13 protein-coding genes are annotated in these 14749 nt (G+C 63.8%); 9 read left to right on the top strand and 4 right to left on the bottom strand.

From position 1 onward, the window contains the following. The 3 genes from AC4NN3_RS14905 to AC4NN3_RS14895 form a co-directional block, all read right to left on the bottom strand. On the bottom strand, window positions 1-671 hold a 671-nt coding region (locus tag AC4NN3_RS14905), incomplete at its 3' end, for a DeoR/GlpR family DNA-binding transcription regulator (RefSeq protein WP_491927866.1). Further along, entirely contained in the window at window positions 668-1684 is a 1017-nt protein-coding gene (locus AC4NN3_RS14900; protein WP_491927865.1) for a hypothetical protein, read from the bottom strand. The genes AC4NN3_RS14900 and AC4NN3_RS14905, both read right to left, overlap by 4 nt. A 37-nt stretch (window positions 1685-1721) precedes the next feature. Continuing rightward, on the bottom strand, window positions 1722-2714 hold the full coding sequence (locus AC4NN3_RS14895) for an extracellular solute-binding protein (protein ID WP_491927864.1): 993 nt from the start codon (window positions 2712-2714) through the stop codon (window positions 1722-1724). A 127-nt stretch (window positions 2715-2841) separates the two neighbouring features. Between AC4NN3_RS14895 and AC4NN3_RS14890 the strand changes: the two genes are divergently transcribed. Genes AC4NN3_RS14890 through AC4NN3_RS14870 form a run of 5 tightly spaced genes read left to right on the top strand, consistent with a single transcriptional unit; the run spans window position 2842 to window position 9393 of the window. Further along, window positions 2842-3897 (top strand): ABC transporter ATP-binding protein, encoded by a 1056-nt coding sequence (locus AC4NN3_RS14890; protein WP_491927863.1) that lies wholly within the window; start codon window positions 2842-2844, stop codon window positions 3895-3897. 5 nt (window positions 3898-3902) lie between these two features. Further along, window positions 3903-5543 (top strand): ABC transporter permease, encoded by a 1641-nt coding sequence (locus AC4NN3_RS14885; protein WP_491927862.1) that lies wholly within the window; start codon window positions 3903-3905, stop codon window positions 5541-5543. Window positions 5544-5595: 52 nt separating this feature from the next. Further along, window positions 5596-6624 (top strand): extracellular solute-binding protein, encoded by a 1029-nt coding sequence (locus AC4NN3_RS14880; protein WP_491927861.1) that lies wholly within the window; start codon window positions 5596-5598, stop codon window positions 6622-6624. Between the two features lie 31 nt (window positions 6625-6655). Continuing rightward, on the top strand, window positions 6656-7741 hold the full coding sequence (locus AC4NN3_RS14875) for an ABC transporter ATP-binding protein (protein ID WP_491927860.1): 1086 nt from the start codon (window positions 6656-6658) through the stop codon (window positions 7739-7741). After that, window positions 7738-9393, top strand: coding sequence for an ABC transporter permease (locus AC4NN3_RS14870; protein ID WP_491927859.1), 1656 nt, complete (start codon window positions 7738-7740; stop codon window positions 9391-9393). Before AC4NN3_RS14875 ends, AC4NN3_RS14870 begins: the two co-directional genes overlap by 4 nt. 144 nt (window positions 9394-9537) lie before the next feature. Here AC4NN3_RS14870 and AC4NN3_RS14865 read toward each other — a convergent pair whose 3' ends face one another. Then, complete coding sequence (locus AC4NN3_RS14865) at window positions 9538-10575, bottom strand: LacI family DNA-binding transcriptional regulator (RefSeq protein ID WP_491927858.1); 1038 nt, start codon at window positions 10573-10575, stop codon at window positions 9538-9540. A gap of 210 nt (window positions 10576-10785) precedes the next feature. Between AC4NN3_RS14865 and AC4NN3_RS14860 the strand changes: the two genes are divergently transcribed. From AC4NN3_RS14860 to AC4NN3_RS14845, 4 genes are all read left to right on the top strand, one after another. Beyond that, the gene (locus tag AC4NN3_RS14860) at window positions 10786-11574 is read left to right on the top strand and encodes a glucosamine-6-phosphate deaminase (RefSeq protein ID WP_491927857.1); all 789 of its coding nucleotides are present in this window, start codon (window positions 10786-10788) and stop codon (window positions 11572-11574) included. Next, complete coding sequence (locus tag AC4NN3_RS14855; protein WP_491927856.1) at window positions 11564-12343, top strand: sugar isomerase domain-containing protein; 780 nt, start codon at window positions 11564-11566, stop codon at window positions 12341-12343. Before AC4NN3_RS14860 ends, AC4NN3_RS14855 begins: the two co-directional genes overlap by 11 nt. Window positions 12344-12417: 74 nt before the next feature. Next, the gene (locus tag AC4NN3_RS14850; RefSeq protein WP_491927855.1) at window positions 12418-13482 is read left to right on the top strand and encodes an N-acetylglucosamine-6-phosphate deacetylase; all 1065 of its coding nucleotides are present in this window, start codon (window positions 12418-12420) and stop codon (window positions 13480-13482) included. Next, complete coding sequence (locus AC4NN3_RS14845) at window positions 13470-14744, top strand: neutral/alkaline non-lysosomal ceramidase N-terminal domain-containing protein (RefSeq protein WP_491927854.1); 1275 nt, start codon at window positions 13470-13472, stop codon at window positions 14742-14744. The genes AC4NN3_RS14850 and AC4NN3_RS14845 overlap by 13 nt, the downstream gene beginning before the upstream one ends. Window positions 14745-14749: the final 5 nt, after the last annotated feature.

Below are 14749 nucleotides of genomic sequence, written 5' to 3'. Positions count from 1 at the left end.
ACCAGGATCACCTGCCGGGAATGCGGCAGGATGGAGCGTACCAGGTCGACCTCCATCGGGTCGAATTCCTGCACGGTTCCCTCGCGATCGATGGCGCTGGCGCCGATCACCGCCACGTCGAACTTGAACCGCTGCCGGCTCTCATCGGCCAGCGTCAGTACCGAGGAATCCTTGTTGCGCACATACCCGCCATAGACATAGACCGTCGCGTCGGTCTTGAGGGCGCAGGAATGAGCCACTTCCAGGTTCGGCGTCGCGATCAGTACCCCGGCATGCCGCGCCAGCACTTCGTGCAGCGAGTCAAAGGTGGTGCCCAGGCCGACAAATATCGTGGCCCCCGGCAGCAAGAACTCTTCCAGCGCCAGCATGAGCCGCCGCTTCACCGCGACCTGGATGGTGTGGCGTTCATCATGGGTGTGGTGGGCGACGCCGGGCGAGGCAAAGGCGCCGCCAAATCCCTTTTGCAGCAGCCCCTGCGTTTCCAGCGTCCGCAGATCGCGCCTGATGGTCTGGTAGGTCACGTCAAAACGCGCCGCCAATTCAGCTACCGATGCGGCGCCATTGGCCTGCACTGCCTTTAGAATGGCTTGGCGCCGCTCGCCGGCCCGGCCGCTTTCGGCGGGCGGACCTTCTGAGGCACCATGCAGGCGAGGCGTGGTTTCGCCGCTCATTTCAGGCGGACGCCCAGATAGCTGCGGTCGTCGGTGAGTTGGGTCGCGGTAGTACCCTTGGTGCTCATATAGCGGCCGATCTTGTGCAGGTCCTCGGCCTCGACTTCCGCAAATGCCGCCTCCCAGGAAGCGACGCCGAATCCGGTGCCCGGCTTGAAGTAACCGTCGGAGAATAGCTCGATTGTGTCGATATCGGCCAGCCCGTAGCTGCGCGTCTCCACAAAGCGGCTGGGCACGGCAAAGCCGTCAATACCGCCATAGCCGAGCACTGGGTCGGTGACATTCTGGAAATGGCCCTGGCCATGGGAAATGCCGTGCTGGATGAGCAGCAGCAATTCCTGCTCGGGTGCGTCGGGCAGGTGTTGATGGCAGGCTGCAAGGGTCCGCTGTTCGATCGCGGCCACCACATCGGCTTGTGCCGTGTCGCTGCCCTCGGGCTGGTTGCGGGTGCCCTGCCAGGTCATGGACGCGGCGTGGCGGTCGCATTCCGCGGTCGAGGCGCCGAGCGCCTCGTAATGGTGCCAGGTCTCGCGGCGCAGGATGGCGGTGACATCGTCGAGCGGCTTGAGCACCTGCAGCGTGTCATTGCCATTGAGGCGGATACCGCTGTCGCCAACCGCCACCACCTCGAGCCGGTCGCCCACCACGATGGCCGCCATGACGGTGCAACCGCCGCGCAGCTTCCAGTCGGCCTCGACGGCCGCCAATGCACCATGCGCGACATAGCCGGCATGAATGGCGGCGCCGAGATAGGCGACGAAATGCTCGCCGCCCTGAAATTGCAGTTCGGGCTGGTCGACCTGCCCCTGCGCCAAAAGAAAGAGCTCAATGGCCCGCTTGACGGTGCGCGAGGCGAATTGCCCCGACAGCATGCCGCCATAGCGGGTGCCATTGCGGTCGGTCACGCCGTCGATGACGGCGTAACCCAGATTGGGCATGACGACGAGGCTGTCTTCGTTGGTCTCGGGATGACCGAACTTCTTGCCTAGCGTAAAAGCTTCAAGCTGCCTCATTTAGTCCTGCTCTGGTGCTGTTGATTGCCGTCGTCGCCTATTCGCCGATGGCGGTCCGCCATTCGGCCAGCACCGCCTCGGCGCCGCCGAAGTCGCTCAGTGGCTTGACGTCGACCAGGGTCAGGTCAGCCAGGTTCGGCGTGCCTGCTGGGCCGGCCACGTCAAGGCGGACCGAACGCCGGCCGATATCCATGGCGAGCTTTTCCTGCGTCGACTTGGACATGGCCCAGTCGATAAAGGCCTTGCCGCCTTCCGGATTCGGGCTGCCCTTGACCAGCGCCACGCCATCAGGCGTTGCCGCCGTGCCGTCCGACAGGTGCACGATCGAGATCGGTGCGCCGCCCTGGACATATTCCAGCGCATTGTCCTCCAGCGTCAGGCCCATCGCGGTTTCGCCATCGGCCACGAAGCGCGGCACGGCGCCCGAGCTGTCGGCGAAGACGAAGTTCTTGGCGATCTCGGCATATTTGGCCCAGCCCTCATCGCCGAACACGGTCAGGACGGTCTGCAGCTGCTGCATGGCCGAGCCCGAGCCATCGGCGCGGGCCGTGGCAATCTGGCCGGCCCATTTCGGATCGGCAAGCTCAGCCCAGGTCTTGGGCGCGCCGTCGATCGGCTGCAGGTCGGTATTGACCGCCAGCACGTAGACGACAGCGGTATAGGGCGTCCAGGCATCATCCTTGATGAACTGCGGATCGACCTGGTCGAATTCGGGCGGCGTATAGGGCTCGAGCAGATCCTTAAGTTCGGTGAGCTGGCTCCCCGAAATGGACCAGATGACGTCGGCCGCCGGCGCACCGGACTCGGCCTGCACGCGCTTGGCGATGTCGCCGGAGCCAAGCTTGACCACCTCGGCCTTCAGACCCGTCTCCTGCTCAAAGATCGGCAGCAAGGTGTCGACAATCGATGACTTGTGCGCGGTGTAGATGACCACCGAGCCGTCCTGGGCAAAGGCCAGTGAGGTCAGGCTGGTGGACGCAATCAGCGCTGCCGTCGACAACGCCAGAAATGTACGTTTGCGAATGTTCATGCGAATCCTCCGGTTCGTTTGTGATCATTCTTCGATCGATTTCATCCTGAACCACGCGGAAAATTGTTGCAATACGAAACTTTGTCGGTGTCATATGGGGAACAGCAACCTCGGGGGAGGAATAAATATGAGCTATCTCGAGGTCAGGGACGCCACCAAACAGTTCGGTGCGAGCTTCATGGCGCTCAATGGCGTCTCAGTCTCTGTCGAGCGCGGCGAGTTCTTTACGCTGCTCGGCCCCAGTGGCTGCGGCAAGACGACATTGCTGCGCTCCATTGCCGGCTTCAACGACCTGACCTCGGGCGAGATCACCCTTGACGGTTCCAACCTGCGCATCGTGCCGCCGCACCAGCGCGACATCGGCATGGTGTTCCAGGACTATGCCGTGTTTCCCCATCTCAGCGTCTTCGACAACGTCGCCTTCGGCCTCAAGCCGCGCAAGGTGCCGGCGCCCGAAGTCAAGAGCCGCGTGACCCAGGCGCTCGAGGCCGTCCGCCTGGGCGCCATGGCGGAGCGCCTGCCCGCCGCCATGTCCGGCGGCCAGCAGCAGCGCATTGGCCTGGCTCGTGCCATGGTCATCAATCCGCGCCTGCTGCTGATGGATGAGCCTCTGTCCAATCTTGATGCCAAGCTGCGTATCGAGCTGCGCGAGGAGATTCGCGATATCCAGAAGCAGGTCGATATCGCCACCATCTATGTGACGCACGACCAGGAAGAGGCGCTGGCCATCTCCGACCGCATCTGCGTGATGAATGCCGGCCGGATCGAACAGATCGGCACGCCGCAGGAGATCTACGGCAACCCGCAGACGCGATTCGTCGCCGAGTTCGTCGGCACGCTCAACATTTTCGCCCCTGGCGCGGCGCTCGACGCCCTGCTGGCTCAACTGGATCTGTCGGCACCTGCCGGCACCACCTGGGCGGTGCGCCCCGAACGCCTCGATCTCGCCGCCGCGGGCAGCCAGGCCAGTGGCGCCGCGGTGCTGCAGGGCACGGTTACGAAATATACCTATCTCGGCCGCGAGGCCCATGTGCAGGTGCAGACACCGGCCGGCACCGTGGTGGTGCAATTGGCCAATCCGGGCATGGCTGCCACACGCGCGGCAGGTGAGCCCGTCGCGGTGCTCGTGCCGCGTGACGTCATCATGGCTTTCAGCGCCGACGGCGCCCGCATCGGAGGATGAGCGCCATGCCTCGTTTCAATTTCTGGACCGTGGTGATGATCCTCACCTGGATGCTGCTCTTCGTGCTGCTGTTCATCCCCGTCGGCTCGGTGCTGGTTTCGAGCCTCTACGACCAGAGTGGCAATTTCACCTTTGCCAATTACCTCAAATTCCTCGGCGAGCCGCGCTTCCACCAGGCCTTCGTCAATACGCTGGTGGTCGGTTTCGGCGGCCTGTTCGGCGCGCTGCTGCTCGGCTCGATCATGGCTTTCTGCGTGTCGCGCTTTGTCATTGCCGGCGGCAAGTTCGTCTCGCTGTTGGCCATCCTGGCGCTGGTCTCGCCGCCCTTTATCGGCGCCTATTCCTGGATCGTGCTGTTTGGCGCCGGCGGCGTGGTGCGCGGCTTCCTGCGCGACCAGGGCATCAACATGCCGCCCATCTATGGCGTCGGCGGCATCCTCATCGTCTTCTCCCTCAAGTTCTATCCTTACGTCTATCTCATGGTTTCGGGCGCGCTGAGCAACGTCAACCGCTCGCTCGAAGAGGCGGCCGAAGGCCTGGGCCTGACGCCCTGGCAGCGCACCTTCAAGATCTCGTTCCCGATGGTCTTTCCCGCCCTCACCGCCGGCGGCCTGCTGGCACTGATCCATGCCATCGCCGATTTCGGCACACCGCGACTGCTCGGGCGTGGCTATAACGTGCTGGCGACGGAGGCCTTCACGCTCTATGCGGCCGAAGTGGGCTCCAACATGTCCATGGCCACCACCATCAGCGTGGTGCTGATCGCAGTCTCGATGATCTTCGTCATGCTGCAGCGCTACATGTCGCGCCGCAATATCTACCACGGCAACATGATCAACAAGCCGATCCGCGTGCAGCTCAAGGGCTGGCGCAATGTGCTGGCGCATTTCGCGGTCTATTTCATTGGCCTTTGCGGCGCGATGCCGGTCATCGTCTCGGTCATCTACTCCTTCCGCAAGACCAGCGGCCCCGTGTTTCAGGACGGCTTTGCCCTGCAGAGCTACCAGCGCATCCTGTTCAACCTGGGCGATGTGGTCCGCAATTCCCTGACCTTCTCGCTGTCGGCGGTGGCCCTGATCGTTGTGGTGGGCACTGTCGTGGGGGTCCTGGTTGCCCGCCGCACCAATTTCAACACCGCCTTGCTCGATGGCGCCTTCATGGTGCCCTATGTCATGCCCGGCATTGTCATCGGCATCGCCTTCATCGCCGCCTTCAATACCGGGCCGATCATCCTCACCGGCACCGCGACCATTATCGTGCTGTCGATCTTCATTCGCCGCCTGCCCTATACCGTGCGGACGACGGCATCGTCGCTGCGCCAGATATCGCCCAGCATGGAAGAGGCGGCGATCTCGCTGGGCTATAGCCCGTTCCAGGCCTTTCTGCGCATCACCGTGCCGCTGATCGTGCCCGGCATCATTGCCGGCGGCATGCTGAGCTTTGTCACCGCCATCAACGAACTCTCCTCGTCGCTGGTGCTCTATGTCGGCAGCACCATGACCATGCCGGTGCGCATCTACCTGCTCATTCTCGATGGCGATTTCGGCACGGCTGCGGCGCTCTCGACCGTGCTGCTCGTGCTGAGCAGCTGCGCCGTCTACATCGCCTTCCGCTTCATGGGCCGCAACGAGCAGGCGCTGCTGTGATGGCCCATCGCGTTAAATTCTATTCCGTCCTTACGTCAAACAGGAGCATTCGATGAGCCGCAGATCCATGACCAGCGTGACGGTACTTGCCGTTGTCGCACTCGCACTCTCGCCGCTGACCCACGCCCAGGCCCAGGAGATTGCGGGCTCCACCCTCGTGCTCTACACGCCCAATGAAGAGGGCATGCTCGATAGCTTGATTCCCGTTTTCGAAGCGGCATCCGGTGTCGAGGTCCAGCTGATCACCGCCGGTACCGGCGAGCTTTACCAGCGCATCCAGAGTGAAGCATCCAACCCGCAGGGCGACGTGATGTTCGGCGGCGGCGCGGCCCAGGCCAATGCCAATATCGCGCTGTGGAGCGAGTATGTCTCGCCCGGCGATGCCGACATGGTTGAGGCGGGCAAGAACACAACCGGCTTCTACACGCCCTATCAGGCCGATGGTTCCAACCTGCTGGTCAACACTGAAGCGGCCGCGGCGGCCGACGTCTCCATCACCAGCTATGCCGACCTGCTGGCGCCTGAGCTCAAGGGAAAGATCGCCTTTGGCGATCCGACGGCATCGTCCTCTGCCTTCGCGCAGCTGACCAACATGCTCAAGGGTGTCGGCGGCGACTACGAGTCGGATGCGGCATGGGATTATGTCACCGCGCTGGTCGAGCAGCTCGATGGCATCACCATTGGCTCGTCCAGTCAGGTGGCGCAGGACGTGGCCAATGGCGAGTATATTGTCGGCCTGACCTACGAGCCGCTGTCATTCAACTTCGTGCAGAGTGGCGCGCCAGTCGAGATCGTCTATCCGGCCGAAGGCGCCGCCTTCCTGCCAGCGACGATCCAGCTGATCAAGGGCGGGCCAAACCCGGACGCCGCCAAGGCCTTTATCGACTTCGTCATTTCCGAGGAAGGCCAGACCATCGTCTCCGAAAAAACCGCTGGCCGGCCGCTGCGTGATGGTGTCGTCAAGCCGGGCCTGCCGGCCCTGGCCGACATCCCCACGCTGCAGGAAGATGGCGCCTATGTCGCCGCCCATCGCGATGACATCGTCGCGAAATACCGGTCGATCCTCGAGGCACAGTTCTGATGTCTGAGTTGTCCGAGATGGGTCTAGCGCGGTGACCAGTATCGCGCTGCGTTCCCTGCGCAAGGAATATAACGGCCAGGTCGCGATCCCAGATCTCGACCTGGACATTCGCGACGGGGAGTTCTTCACCCTGCTCGGACCGTCCGGCTGCGGCAAGACCACGCTGCTGCGCATGATCGCCGGCTTCAACAGCATCGAAGCCGGCACCATCGTCTTTGATGACGTCGTCATCAACGACCGCTCGCCGGCCGACCGCAATATCGGCATGGTATTCCAGAACTATGCGCTGTTCCCGCAGATGACGGCAGCCAAGAACGTCGCGTTCGGCTTGCAGACGCGCAAGCAGGAGCGCTCCGAGGTTGATCGGAATGTCGGCATCGCCCTGGAATCGGTGCATATGGCCCACCTCAAGGACCGGATGCCGGGCGCGATGTCGGGCGGGCAGCAACAGCGCGTCGCTCTTGCCCGTGCGCTGGTCATCAAGCCGGCTGTATTGCTGATGGACGAGCCGCTGTCCAATCTCGACGCCAAGCTGCGCGTCGAAATGCGCGACACTATCCGCGAGGCGCAGCGTGCGGCGGGGATCACCACGGTCTACGTGACCCATGATCAGGAAGAGGCCATGGCGGTTTCCGACCGCATTGCCGTGATGAATCTGGGCGTGGTGCAGCAGGTGGGCTCGCCTGCGGAGATCTATCGCAACCCGGCCAACCGCTTTGTCGCCGAATTCATCGGCAAGACCAACCTGCTGGAGCGCGAGATCCGGCGGCAGGATGGCGTGGCAACCATCGATCTGGGTGACGAGTTGTCGATCGATGTCACTGCTGCCATAGATCCGGCGGCAACTGGAATCGTGCAGGTTTCGGTGCGTCCAGAAGCGGTGAAGGCCGCTTCTGGTGGCCTAAGGGCCGAAGTGGTCGACGAGACATTCCTCGGTTCGCATGCCCAGGTTCGCGCCCGGCTTGCCACCGGCGAGATTGTCGAATTTCTCGAATTCACGCGACGGCCCGCCAAGTGGCAGCGCGGTGAGGTGGTGTCGCTGCAGCTCGACACCGAGATGCTGACCTATTTCGATGCCGCGACCGGTGTGTCGATCATGCGGGGAGAGGTCAAGTGAAGTTGCCGGGAGAGCGGTTCGACGGCTGGACCACCGTCGCTATTGCGCTGACCGGCGGCTATCTGGTGATGGTGATCTGGCCGCTCTTCATCGTGCTGCTCAACAGCGTCAGCAGCGACGGCGGCATATCATTTGCCGGCTTCGCGACGTTTTTCTCATCCCGCCTCTATTACGGCACGTTGATCAACAGTGTCATGGTCACGATCTGCGTGACGGCTCTGGCGCTTTTCATTGCCTTCCCGCTGGCCTATTTCATGACCATGTTCCGCATCCGCGGCAATCGTGCCATCCAGATGCTGATCCTGGCGTCGATGATGTCGCCACCCTTCATCGGTGCCTATTCCTGGATTTTGCTGCTCGGCAATAACGGCATGATCACCCGCTGGGTCGAGAGCGCGATCGGCGTCAAGCCACCCAGCATCTATGGGTTTCCCGGCATCGTGCTGGTGCTCACCCTGCAACTGGTGCCGTTGATCTTCACCTATCTGATGGGCGCCTGGCGTACCGTGGATGTGTCGCTGCTAGAGGCCTCCGAAAGCATGGGCGTGACCGGCTGGCGGCGGGCGATGCAGGTTATTACCCCGCTGCTGTGGCCAACGGTCCTGGCGGGGAGCCTCTTGGTCTTCGTGCGGGCCTTTGCCGATTTCGGTACGCCGATGCTGATCGGGCAGGGGTTCCGTACGGTTCCCGTGCTCATCTACAGCTCCTTCGTCGGCGAGGTCAGCATCGATAGGGGCTTTGCCGCCGCCGTGGCTGTCATTGTCATCGTGGTGACGCTGGCCGTCTTCCTCGTGCAGAAATATCTTGTTGAGCGGCAGACCTTCTCTATGACTGCATTGCGCACCATCGAAGCCACGCCCCTGTTGGGCTGGCGGGGGGCGCTGGTGCATGCCTATGTCTATGGCTTCCTGGTGCTGGCCCTGGCGCCTCTCGCCGTCGTTGTTGTCAGCTCGTTCCGCAAGACGCTCTACGGCCAGTTCGTTGCCGGTTTCACCCTGGACAATTATGTCGATTCCCAGCGAGATATCTTCCGCTACGTCGGCAACACCTTTGGTATCGGGCTGACGGCGCTGGCGATACTGGTGATCATCGCCGTGCTGGTGGCCTATCTCACGGTGCGCCGCAAGGGGCCACTCAGCAATGCCCTCGATACCATGACCATGATCCCTTATGTGGTGCCCGGACTGGTGATCGGTATTGCGCTGGTCACGGCCTTCAGCACGGGGCCAGTCGTGCTGACCGGCACCTTTGCCATCATGGTCTTGGCGCTGACCATCCGGCGCCTGCCCTATTCCGTACGCTCCACGGCGGCGCTGATGCATCAGCTCAGCCCGAGCGTGGAAGAGGCCGCAATCAGCCTGGGTGCCTCCAAGTTCAGGACGTTGATGCGGGTCATCATACCCTCCCTGGCCCCCGGCATCCTGTCCGGGGCCGTGTTGAGCTGGGTGACGATCATCACCGAACTGAGCACGACGCTGTTCCTTTACAATACGTCCACTCAGACCCTGTCATTGGGCATCTACGCGCAGGTCATCCGCGGACAACTGGGCACGGCGGCGGCGCTGTCGACCCTGTTGCTGGTTCTCACCATGCTCTCCTTATTCGTCCTCATGCGCCTGCCCGGCGGGCAGAAGGGCGAGTTGCGCGTCTGACAGCCGCGCCCTCGGCACCATGCGGGGGTCGCCCGAACTTGGCATGGCCTCCCTCTTGGGCAACCGATCACGCTGACCCGCCCGGCTTTTTTCGGATGCACCACAAGCGGGCAGGCTGCCGCGGCGTCCACGGCATATAGGCTCTTACCGTGGGGGTTTTCGGTCGGGCCCTGGCCTTTTCCCGACAGGCGGTGCCGTGGTGTTGCGCACCACAAGATGGGTGCCCAGCACCAGCCTGGCATCGCCCACGACGCGTGAGTTCAGCATATCGAGCAGCAGGGACATGCCGGCACGCCCGGCCTCGTCGGACCGGTTGGAGACCGTCGTCAGCGACGGGTAGGTCGCCGCGCCCAGCACGTCGTCACAACCCACGATCGAGATCTGTTCGGGCACCGACACGCCACGGTCGGCCATGCCGGTCATGATCCCCTGCGCCGTCAGATCGTCAAAGGCCACCACCGCGGTGGCCTTGCTGGCCAGGATATCGGGCACCACGGCGCGGCCGCTTTCATAACTCGGCACCTTGGCCGCCACGATGGTGACTTCCATGTGGTGGGCCTTGGCGCCGGCGCGCACCGCCGCGCGCCTTTGCTGGTTGGCCCAGGACGATGCCGGGCCGCTGACATAGACCAGATGCTCGTGTCCGAGTGCCGCCAGATGGGCGATGGCATCGATGACCCCGGTGCTGCTGTCGATCAGCACGCGGGGAATGCCGCGGATGTCGCGGTTGATCAGCACCAGCGGGCGTTTGAGTGCGTGGTGCCGTATGCGGTCTTCGCTGAGCCGTGAGGCGGCCAGAGCCAGACCCTCCACCTGGCTGACAAAGCGGTCCACCAGCTTGTCCTCCTGGCGCCAGTTCTCGTCTGAATTGCCCAGAAAGACGCAGAAGTCGGAACGGTCGGCCTCCATCTGCGCCGCCCGGATCAACGGCGGAAAAAACGGATTGGCGACGTCCGGCACCACCAGCGCCACATTGCCATGCCGCCCGGTGCTGAGCGCACGCGCGGTATGGTTGGGCACGTAGCCGACGCGGTTGGCGATCTCAAGAATGCGCTCTACCGTCTCGACGCCGAGCATGTTGGGCTGGGTGAAGGCACGCGATACGGTTGACTTTGACACCCCTGCCGCCTTGGCAACATCGGCCATGGTCGGCGCCGATCGGTCATTGTTCTTGTCCGCCATGCGCTCATCGACTCGGGGTTTGGGCCTTCTGTCTTACCAAGGCCACACTCGAAATGGCGAGGAAAATGGCAGGTTTCCGGCCAAAGCCAAGCTATTGCCCAATGATAACCGCCTCACCCTTGACGTGCAACCGGTTGCATAAGATAGTCGGACAACTCGCCGTCAGACCTGTTTGGTGGCATTGATCCAACTGCGTCGGAGTGATTTTGCATGAACATGAGTGCCGTGACACCGCTGGAGGGCAGCGAGCGCCGGGTCGACAGCCTGCTTATCAAGAGTTTTGCCACGCGCAGCGCGATGGGAGCCGTCGCGGCCGCCGAAATTGCCCAGGAATTGCGGCTGCGGCTCGGCCGGCAGGACAGGGTGCGGATGGTCTTTGCCGCGGCCCCAAGCCAGAGTGACGTGCTCGCGGCGCTGGCCAGCGCCGAGGGCGTGGACTGGAGTCGCGTCGAGGCCTTCCACATGGACGAATATGTCGGGCTTGCCGAGGATGCGCCCCAGCGCTTCGGCAACTGGCTTGGGCGGCATTTCTTTGATCTCGTCCCGCTCTACCAGGTGCATCGCATCATGCCGGGCAGTGATCCGGTGGCGACGGCGCGTGACTATGCCCAGATGCTCGCTGCCGCGCCGATCGACGTGATCCAGCTCGGTATTGGCGTGAACGGCCATATTGCCTTCAATGATCCGCCGGTTGCCCGCTTCGATGATCCTGAAGCCGTCAAGATGGTCGAACTCGATGCCGTCTGTCGCCAGCAACAGGTTGACGACGATTGTTTCGAGCGCTTCGAGGATGTGCCCGCCCACGCCATTACCCTCACCGTGCCGCAGCTGATGGCGGGTGAGCGGCTGTTCTGCATGGTGCCGGGCGCCAACAAGCGCGCAGCCGTCAAGGCGGCCCTCGATGGCCCGATAACCACACAGTGCCCGGCCTCGATCCTGCGCCAGCACCCTGCCTGCACCCTTTATCTTGACCGGGACTCTGACCCTCATGCCCAGTGATATCGCCATCGATGCCGATGCCCTCTGCCAGCACTATCTCGACGATATCACCGCGCTGATGCGTGCGGTGCTGACCGAGGAGCGCGATCCGCTGGATCGCGCGGCCAGCAGGCTCGCCGACCAGATCGCCGCTGATCGGCTGGTGCATGTGTTCGGCCCGGGCGGCCATTCCAATCTGGCGACGCAGGAGATCTTCTTTCGCGCCGGCGGGCTGATGCATGTCTCGGCCATTCTCGACGAGGGCACCTTGCTCTCGAACGGTGCCCTGCGTTCCATGGCCATTGAGCGCACGCCTGGCTATGGCAAGATCGTCATTGCCGATCAACGGCTTGGCGCCAATGACGTGCTGATCCTGGTCAACGCCTATGGCATCAACGCTGCCCTGATCGATGCGGCGCTGGAAGCCAGAAGCCGCGGCGCCTTCCTCATCGGCGTCAGCTCCCGCGCCCATGCGGAAAATACTGCCGCCACGCACCCGGCGCGCCACCCAACCAGACAGAACCTGCATGACCTCGTCGACATCGCCATCGACTGCAAGGTTCCGGTCGGCGATGCGGTAGTCTCGGTCCCCGGCATGGGCGATGCCATTGCCGCAGTATCCACCTTTGCCAATGCCTTCACGCTCAACAATCTTGTCATCCGCACGGTGGCCAAGCTGGTCGAGCGCGGCATCGAGCCGCCCGTGTGGCGCAGCGGCAATGCGCCGGGCGGTGACGAGGCCAATGCCCGCTTCATTGCCCGCTTCAACGATCGCGTGCGCAAGCTGTGACCCGGCTGGTCGGGCGCGATCCAGCCACCGGGCAAGGTCTGGCGGTCGATATGGCGGACGGCCGGATTGCTGCCATGGCTGCGGCCGACTATGACGGCGAGCTCTATCTGTCCGCCGGCCTGGTCGACCTGCAGGTCAACGGCTATTTCGGCCTCGATCTCAACGACCACGCCGTCACGCCCGATCGCGTCATCGCCCTGACGCGCAAGCTGTTTGCAGTGGGGGTGACCAGCTATCAGCCGACGCTGATAACGGCTGCCGAAACCTCGATCATTGCTGCCATCCGGGCCATCGTGGTGGCGCGACAGGCGGATCGGCAGACGGCAGAAGCGATTGCCGGCATCCATATCGAGGGGCCTTTCATTTCCCCCCATGATGGGCCGCGCGGCGCCCACCCCGCCAACCAGGTGCGGGCGCCGGATCTGGCCGAACTGGCGCGTTGGCAGGCGGCGGCCGAGGGCCTCGTCACCATGGTAACGTTGTCGCCGCACTACGCCGAGGCGCCAGACTTTATTGCCGCCGCCGTGGCGCAGTCGGTCCACATCGCCATCGGCCACACCGATGCGACCCCCGAGCAAATTCACGCCGCTGCGGCGGCCGGCGCCAGCCTTTCCACCCATCTGGGCAATGGCGCCGCTGCCAATCTGCCCCGGCACCCCAACTTCCTCTGGGCACAACTGGCCGACGACCGGCTCAGCGCCAGCTTCATCGCCGATGGCCATCACCTGCCGGCCGATACGCTGATTGTCATGCTCCGGGCCAAGGGGCTCGATCGCGCCGTGCTGGTCTCCGATCTGGCGGCTCCAGGCGGGCTTGAGCCGGGCATCTATGACCAGCCCATTGGCGGGCGCGTGCAGCTCTGGGCCGATGGCCGGCTGGGCACGCCCGGCACGCCCTATCTCGCCGGCGCCGCCCTGCCACTCTCGGCCTGCGTGGCCCGCGCTGCCGCGGCGACCGGCCTGTCGCTTGCGAACACACTGGCGATGGCCACGCGCAATCCAGGGCGCTTCCTCAACGGGCGCGGCGTGCTCGCGGTTGGCGCGCGTGCCGATCTTATCCGTTTTGCCTGGCAGCAGGGTGCCACCGAACTCAAGGTCGTCGAAACTTATGTGGGGGGAGAACTGGCATGGCAGGCCTGATGCTTGGCGCCGCCAGCGTCGATATCACGCCCGAACCGGGCCTGCTGCTCGCCGGTTTCGCCGCGCGCAGCCTGCCGTCCACCGGCATTCATGACCGCCTCTCCGCCCGCGCCGTCGTTGTCAATGACACCGCCATCGTCGTTGCCGACGTCATCGGCCTGCATGAGGACATGGCCCTGCGCATCCGCACGCGCTGCGCGCTGCCGGCAGCCAATGTCATCGTCTGCGCCACCCACACGCATGGCGCGCCGGTGTCGATGCAGGATCGACTGGGGGCCGGGGCCGATCCCAAATTTCTCCAGCTGCTGGAAGACGGCTGCGTGCTGGCCATCGATACCGCGTTGGCCAATGCTCAGGCCGGCACGCTGGGCTTTGGCAATGGCAGCGATCCCGACATTGCGCGCAATCGCCGCCATGGTGACGGCCCGCTCGATCGCAGCCTGCCGGTGCTGCGCCTGCGCGACGCGGCCGGGGCGCTGCTTGCTGTCATCGTCTCCTATGCCTGCCACCCCACCGTGCTGGGCGCCGACAATATCGAGATAACCGCCGACTTCCCGCATTATCTGCGCCAAGCCATCGAGGCTGCCCATCCCGGGGTCATCGCCATCTACCTCAATGGTTGTACGGGCGACGTCAATATCGGCCACAGCGCCCAGGCGTCCTGGAGCACGACCGCCAATGCCGCCCGTACCTTTGACAATGCCCGGCGCCTTGGCGAGCGCATTGCCGAGGCCGCCCTGGCGGCGCCTGAAACTGTCGTGGGTGAGACCGTCAAGGCGGCTGAGCGGCTGGTGGAGCTCGATCTCGAGCGTCGTGAGGGCGACCTCGATGTTGCCCGTTCCGCCTGGCAGGCGGAATACGCTTCGGTCGATCCAACGCGGCAGGTCCTCCTCGACCACTGGATCGCCTGGGCTGGGCGTTTCCGCATGACACCGCCCGGTTCCTGGCTGGGCCGGGTAACATGCCTGGATTGGGGCGGTATTGCCGTCCTGGCCTTGCCGGGCGAAATCTTTGCCGAATCCGCCTTGTCCATTCGCGCGGCGAGCATGGGGCAGGCCGGATTTGTGCTTTCCTATGCCGAAGGGACGCCGGGCTATATCCCGCCGCGTTCAGAATATGCCCATGGTGGCTATGAGGTCGATGAGGCGCATCGCTTTATCGGCATGCCCGGCGCTTTCGCAGCGGGTTCGGCCGAGCGCCTGGTCGATGGTGCTAAAGCCTTGACCGATATGCTTAATCTGCGGGCAGCGCCTGAAAAATAGGCCAG

Source organism: Devosia sp. MDV22-iso42 (assembly GCF_058629155.1).
The sequence above is the reverse complement of the archived record's forward strand: the minus strand, read 5'-3'. Positions and strand labels throughout refer to the sequence as shown.

Bases quoted from the DNA above. Each gene is read 5' to 3' on its own strand.
- AC4NN3_RS14900 (WP_491927865.1), bottom strand. From the start codon at position 1,684: ATGAGGCAGCTTGAAGCTTTTACGCTAGGCAAGAAGTTCGGTCATCCC.
- AC4NN3_RS14895 (WP_491927864.1), bottom strand. From the start codon at position 2,714: ATGAACATTCGCAAACGTACATTTCTGGCGTTGTCGACGGCAGCGCTG.
- AC4NN3_RS14890 (WP_491927863.1), top strand. From the start codon at position 2,842: ATGAGCTATCTCGAGGTCAGGGACGCCACCAAACAGTTCGGTGCGAGC.
- AC4NN3_RS14885 (WP_491927862.1), top strand. From the start codon at position 3,903: ATGCCTCGTTTCAATTTCTGGACCGTGGTGATGATCCTCACCTGGATG.
- AC4NN3_RS14880 (WP_491927861.1), top strand. From the start codon at position 5,596: ATGAGCCGCAGATCCATGACCAGCGTGACGGTACTTGCCGTTGTCGCA.
- AC4NN3_RS14865 (WP_491927858.1), bottom strand. From the start codon at position 10,575: ATGGCGGACAAGAACAATGACCGATCGGCGCCGACCATGGCCGATGTT.
- AC4NN3_RS14860 (WP_491927857.1), top strand. From the start codon at position 10,786: ATGAACATGAGTGCCGTGACACCGCTGGAGGGCAGCGAGCGCCGGGTC.
- AC4NN3_RS14855 (WP_491927856.1), top strand. From the start codon at position 11,564: ATGCCCAGTGATATCGCCATCGATGCCGATGCCCTCTGCCAGCACTAT.
- AC4NN3_RS14850 (WP_491927855.1), top strand. From the start codon at position 12,418: ATGGCTGCGGCCGACTATGACGGCGAGCTCTATCTGTCCGCCGGCCTG.
- AC4NN3_RS14845 (WP_491927854.1), top strand. From the start codon at position 13,470: ATGGCAGGCCTGATGCTTGGCGCCGCCAGCGTCGATATCACGCCCGAA.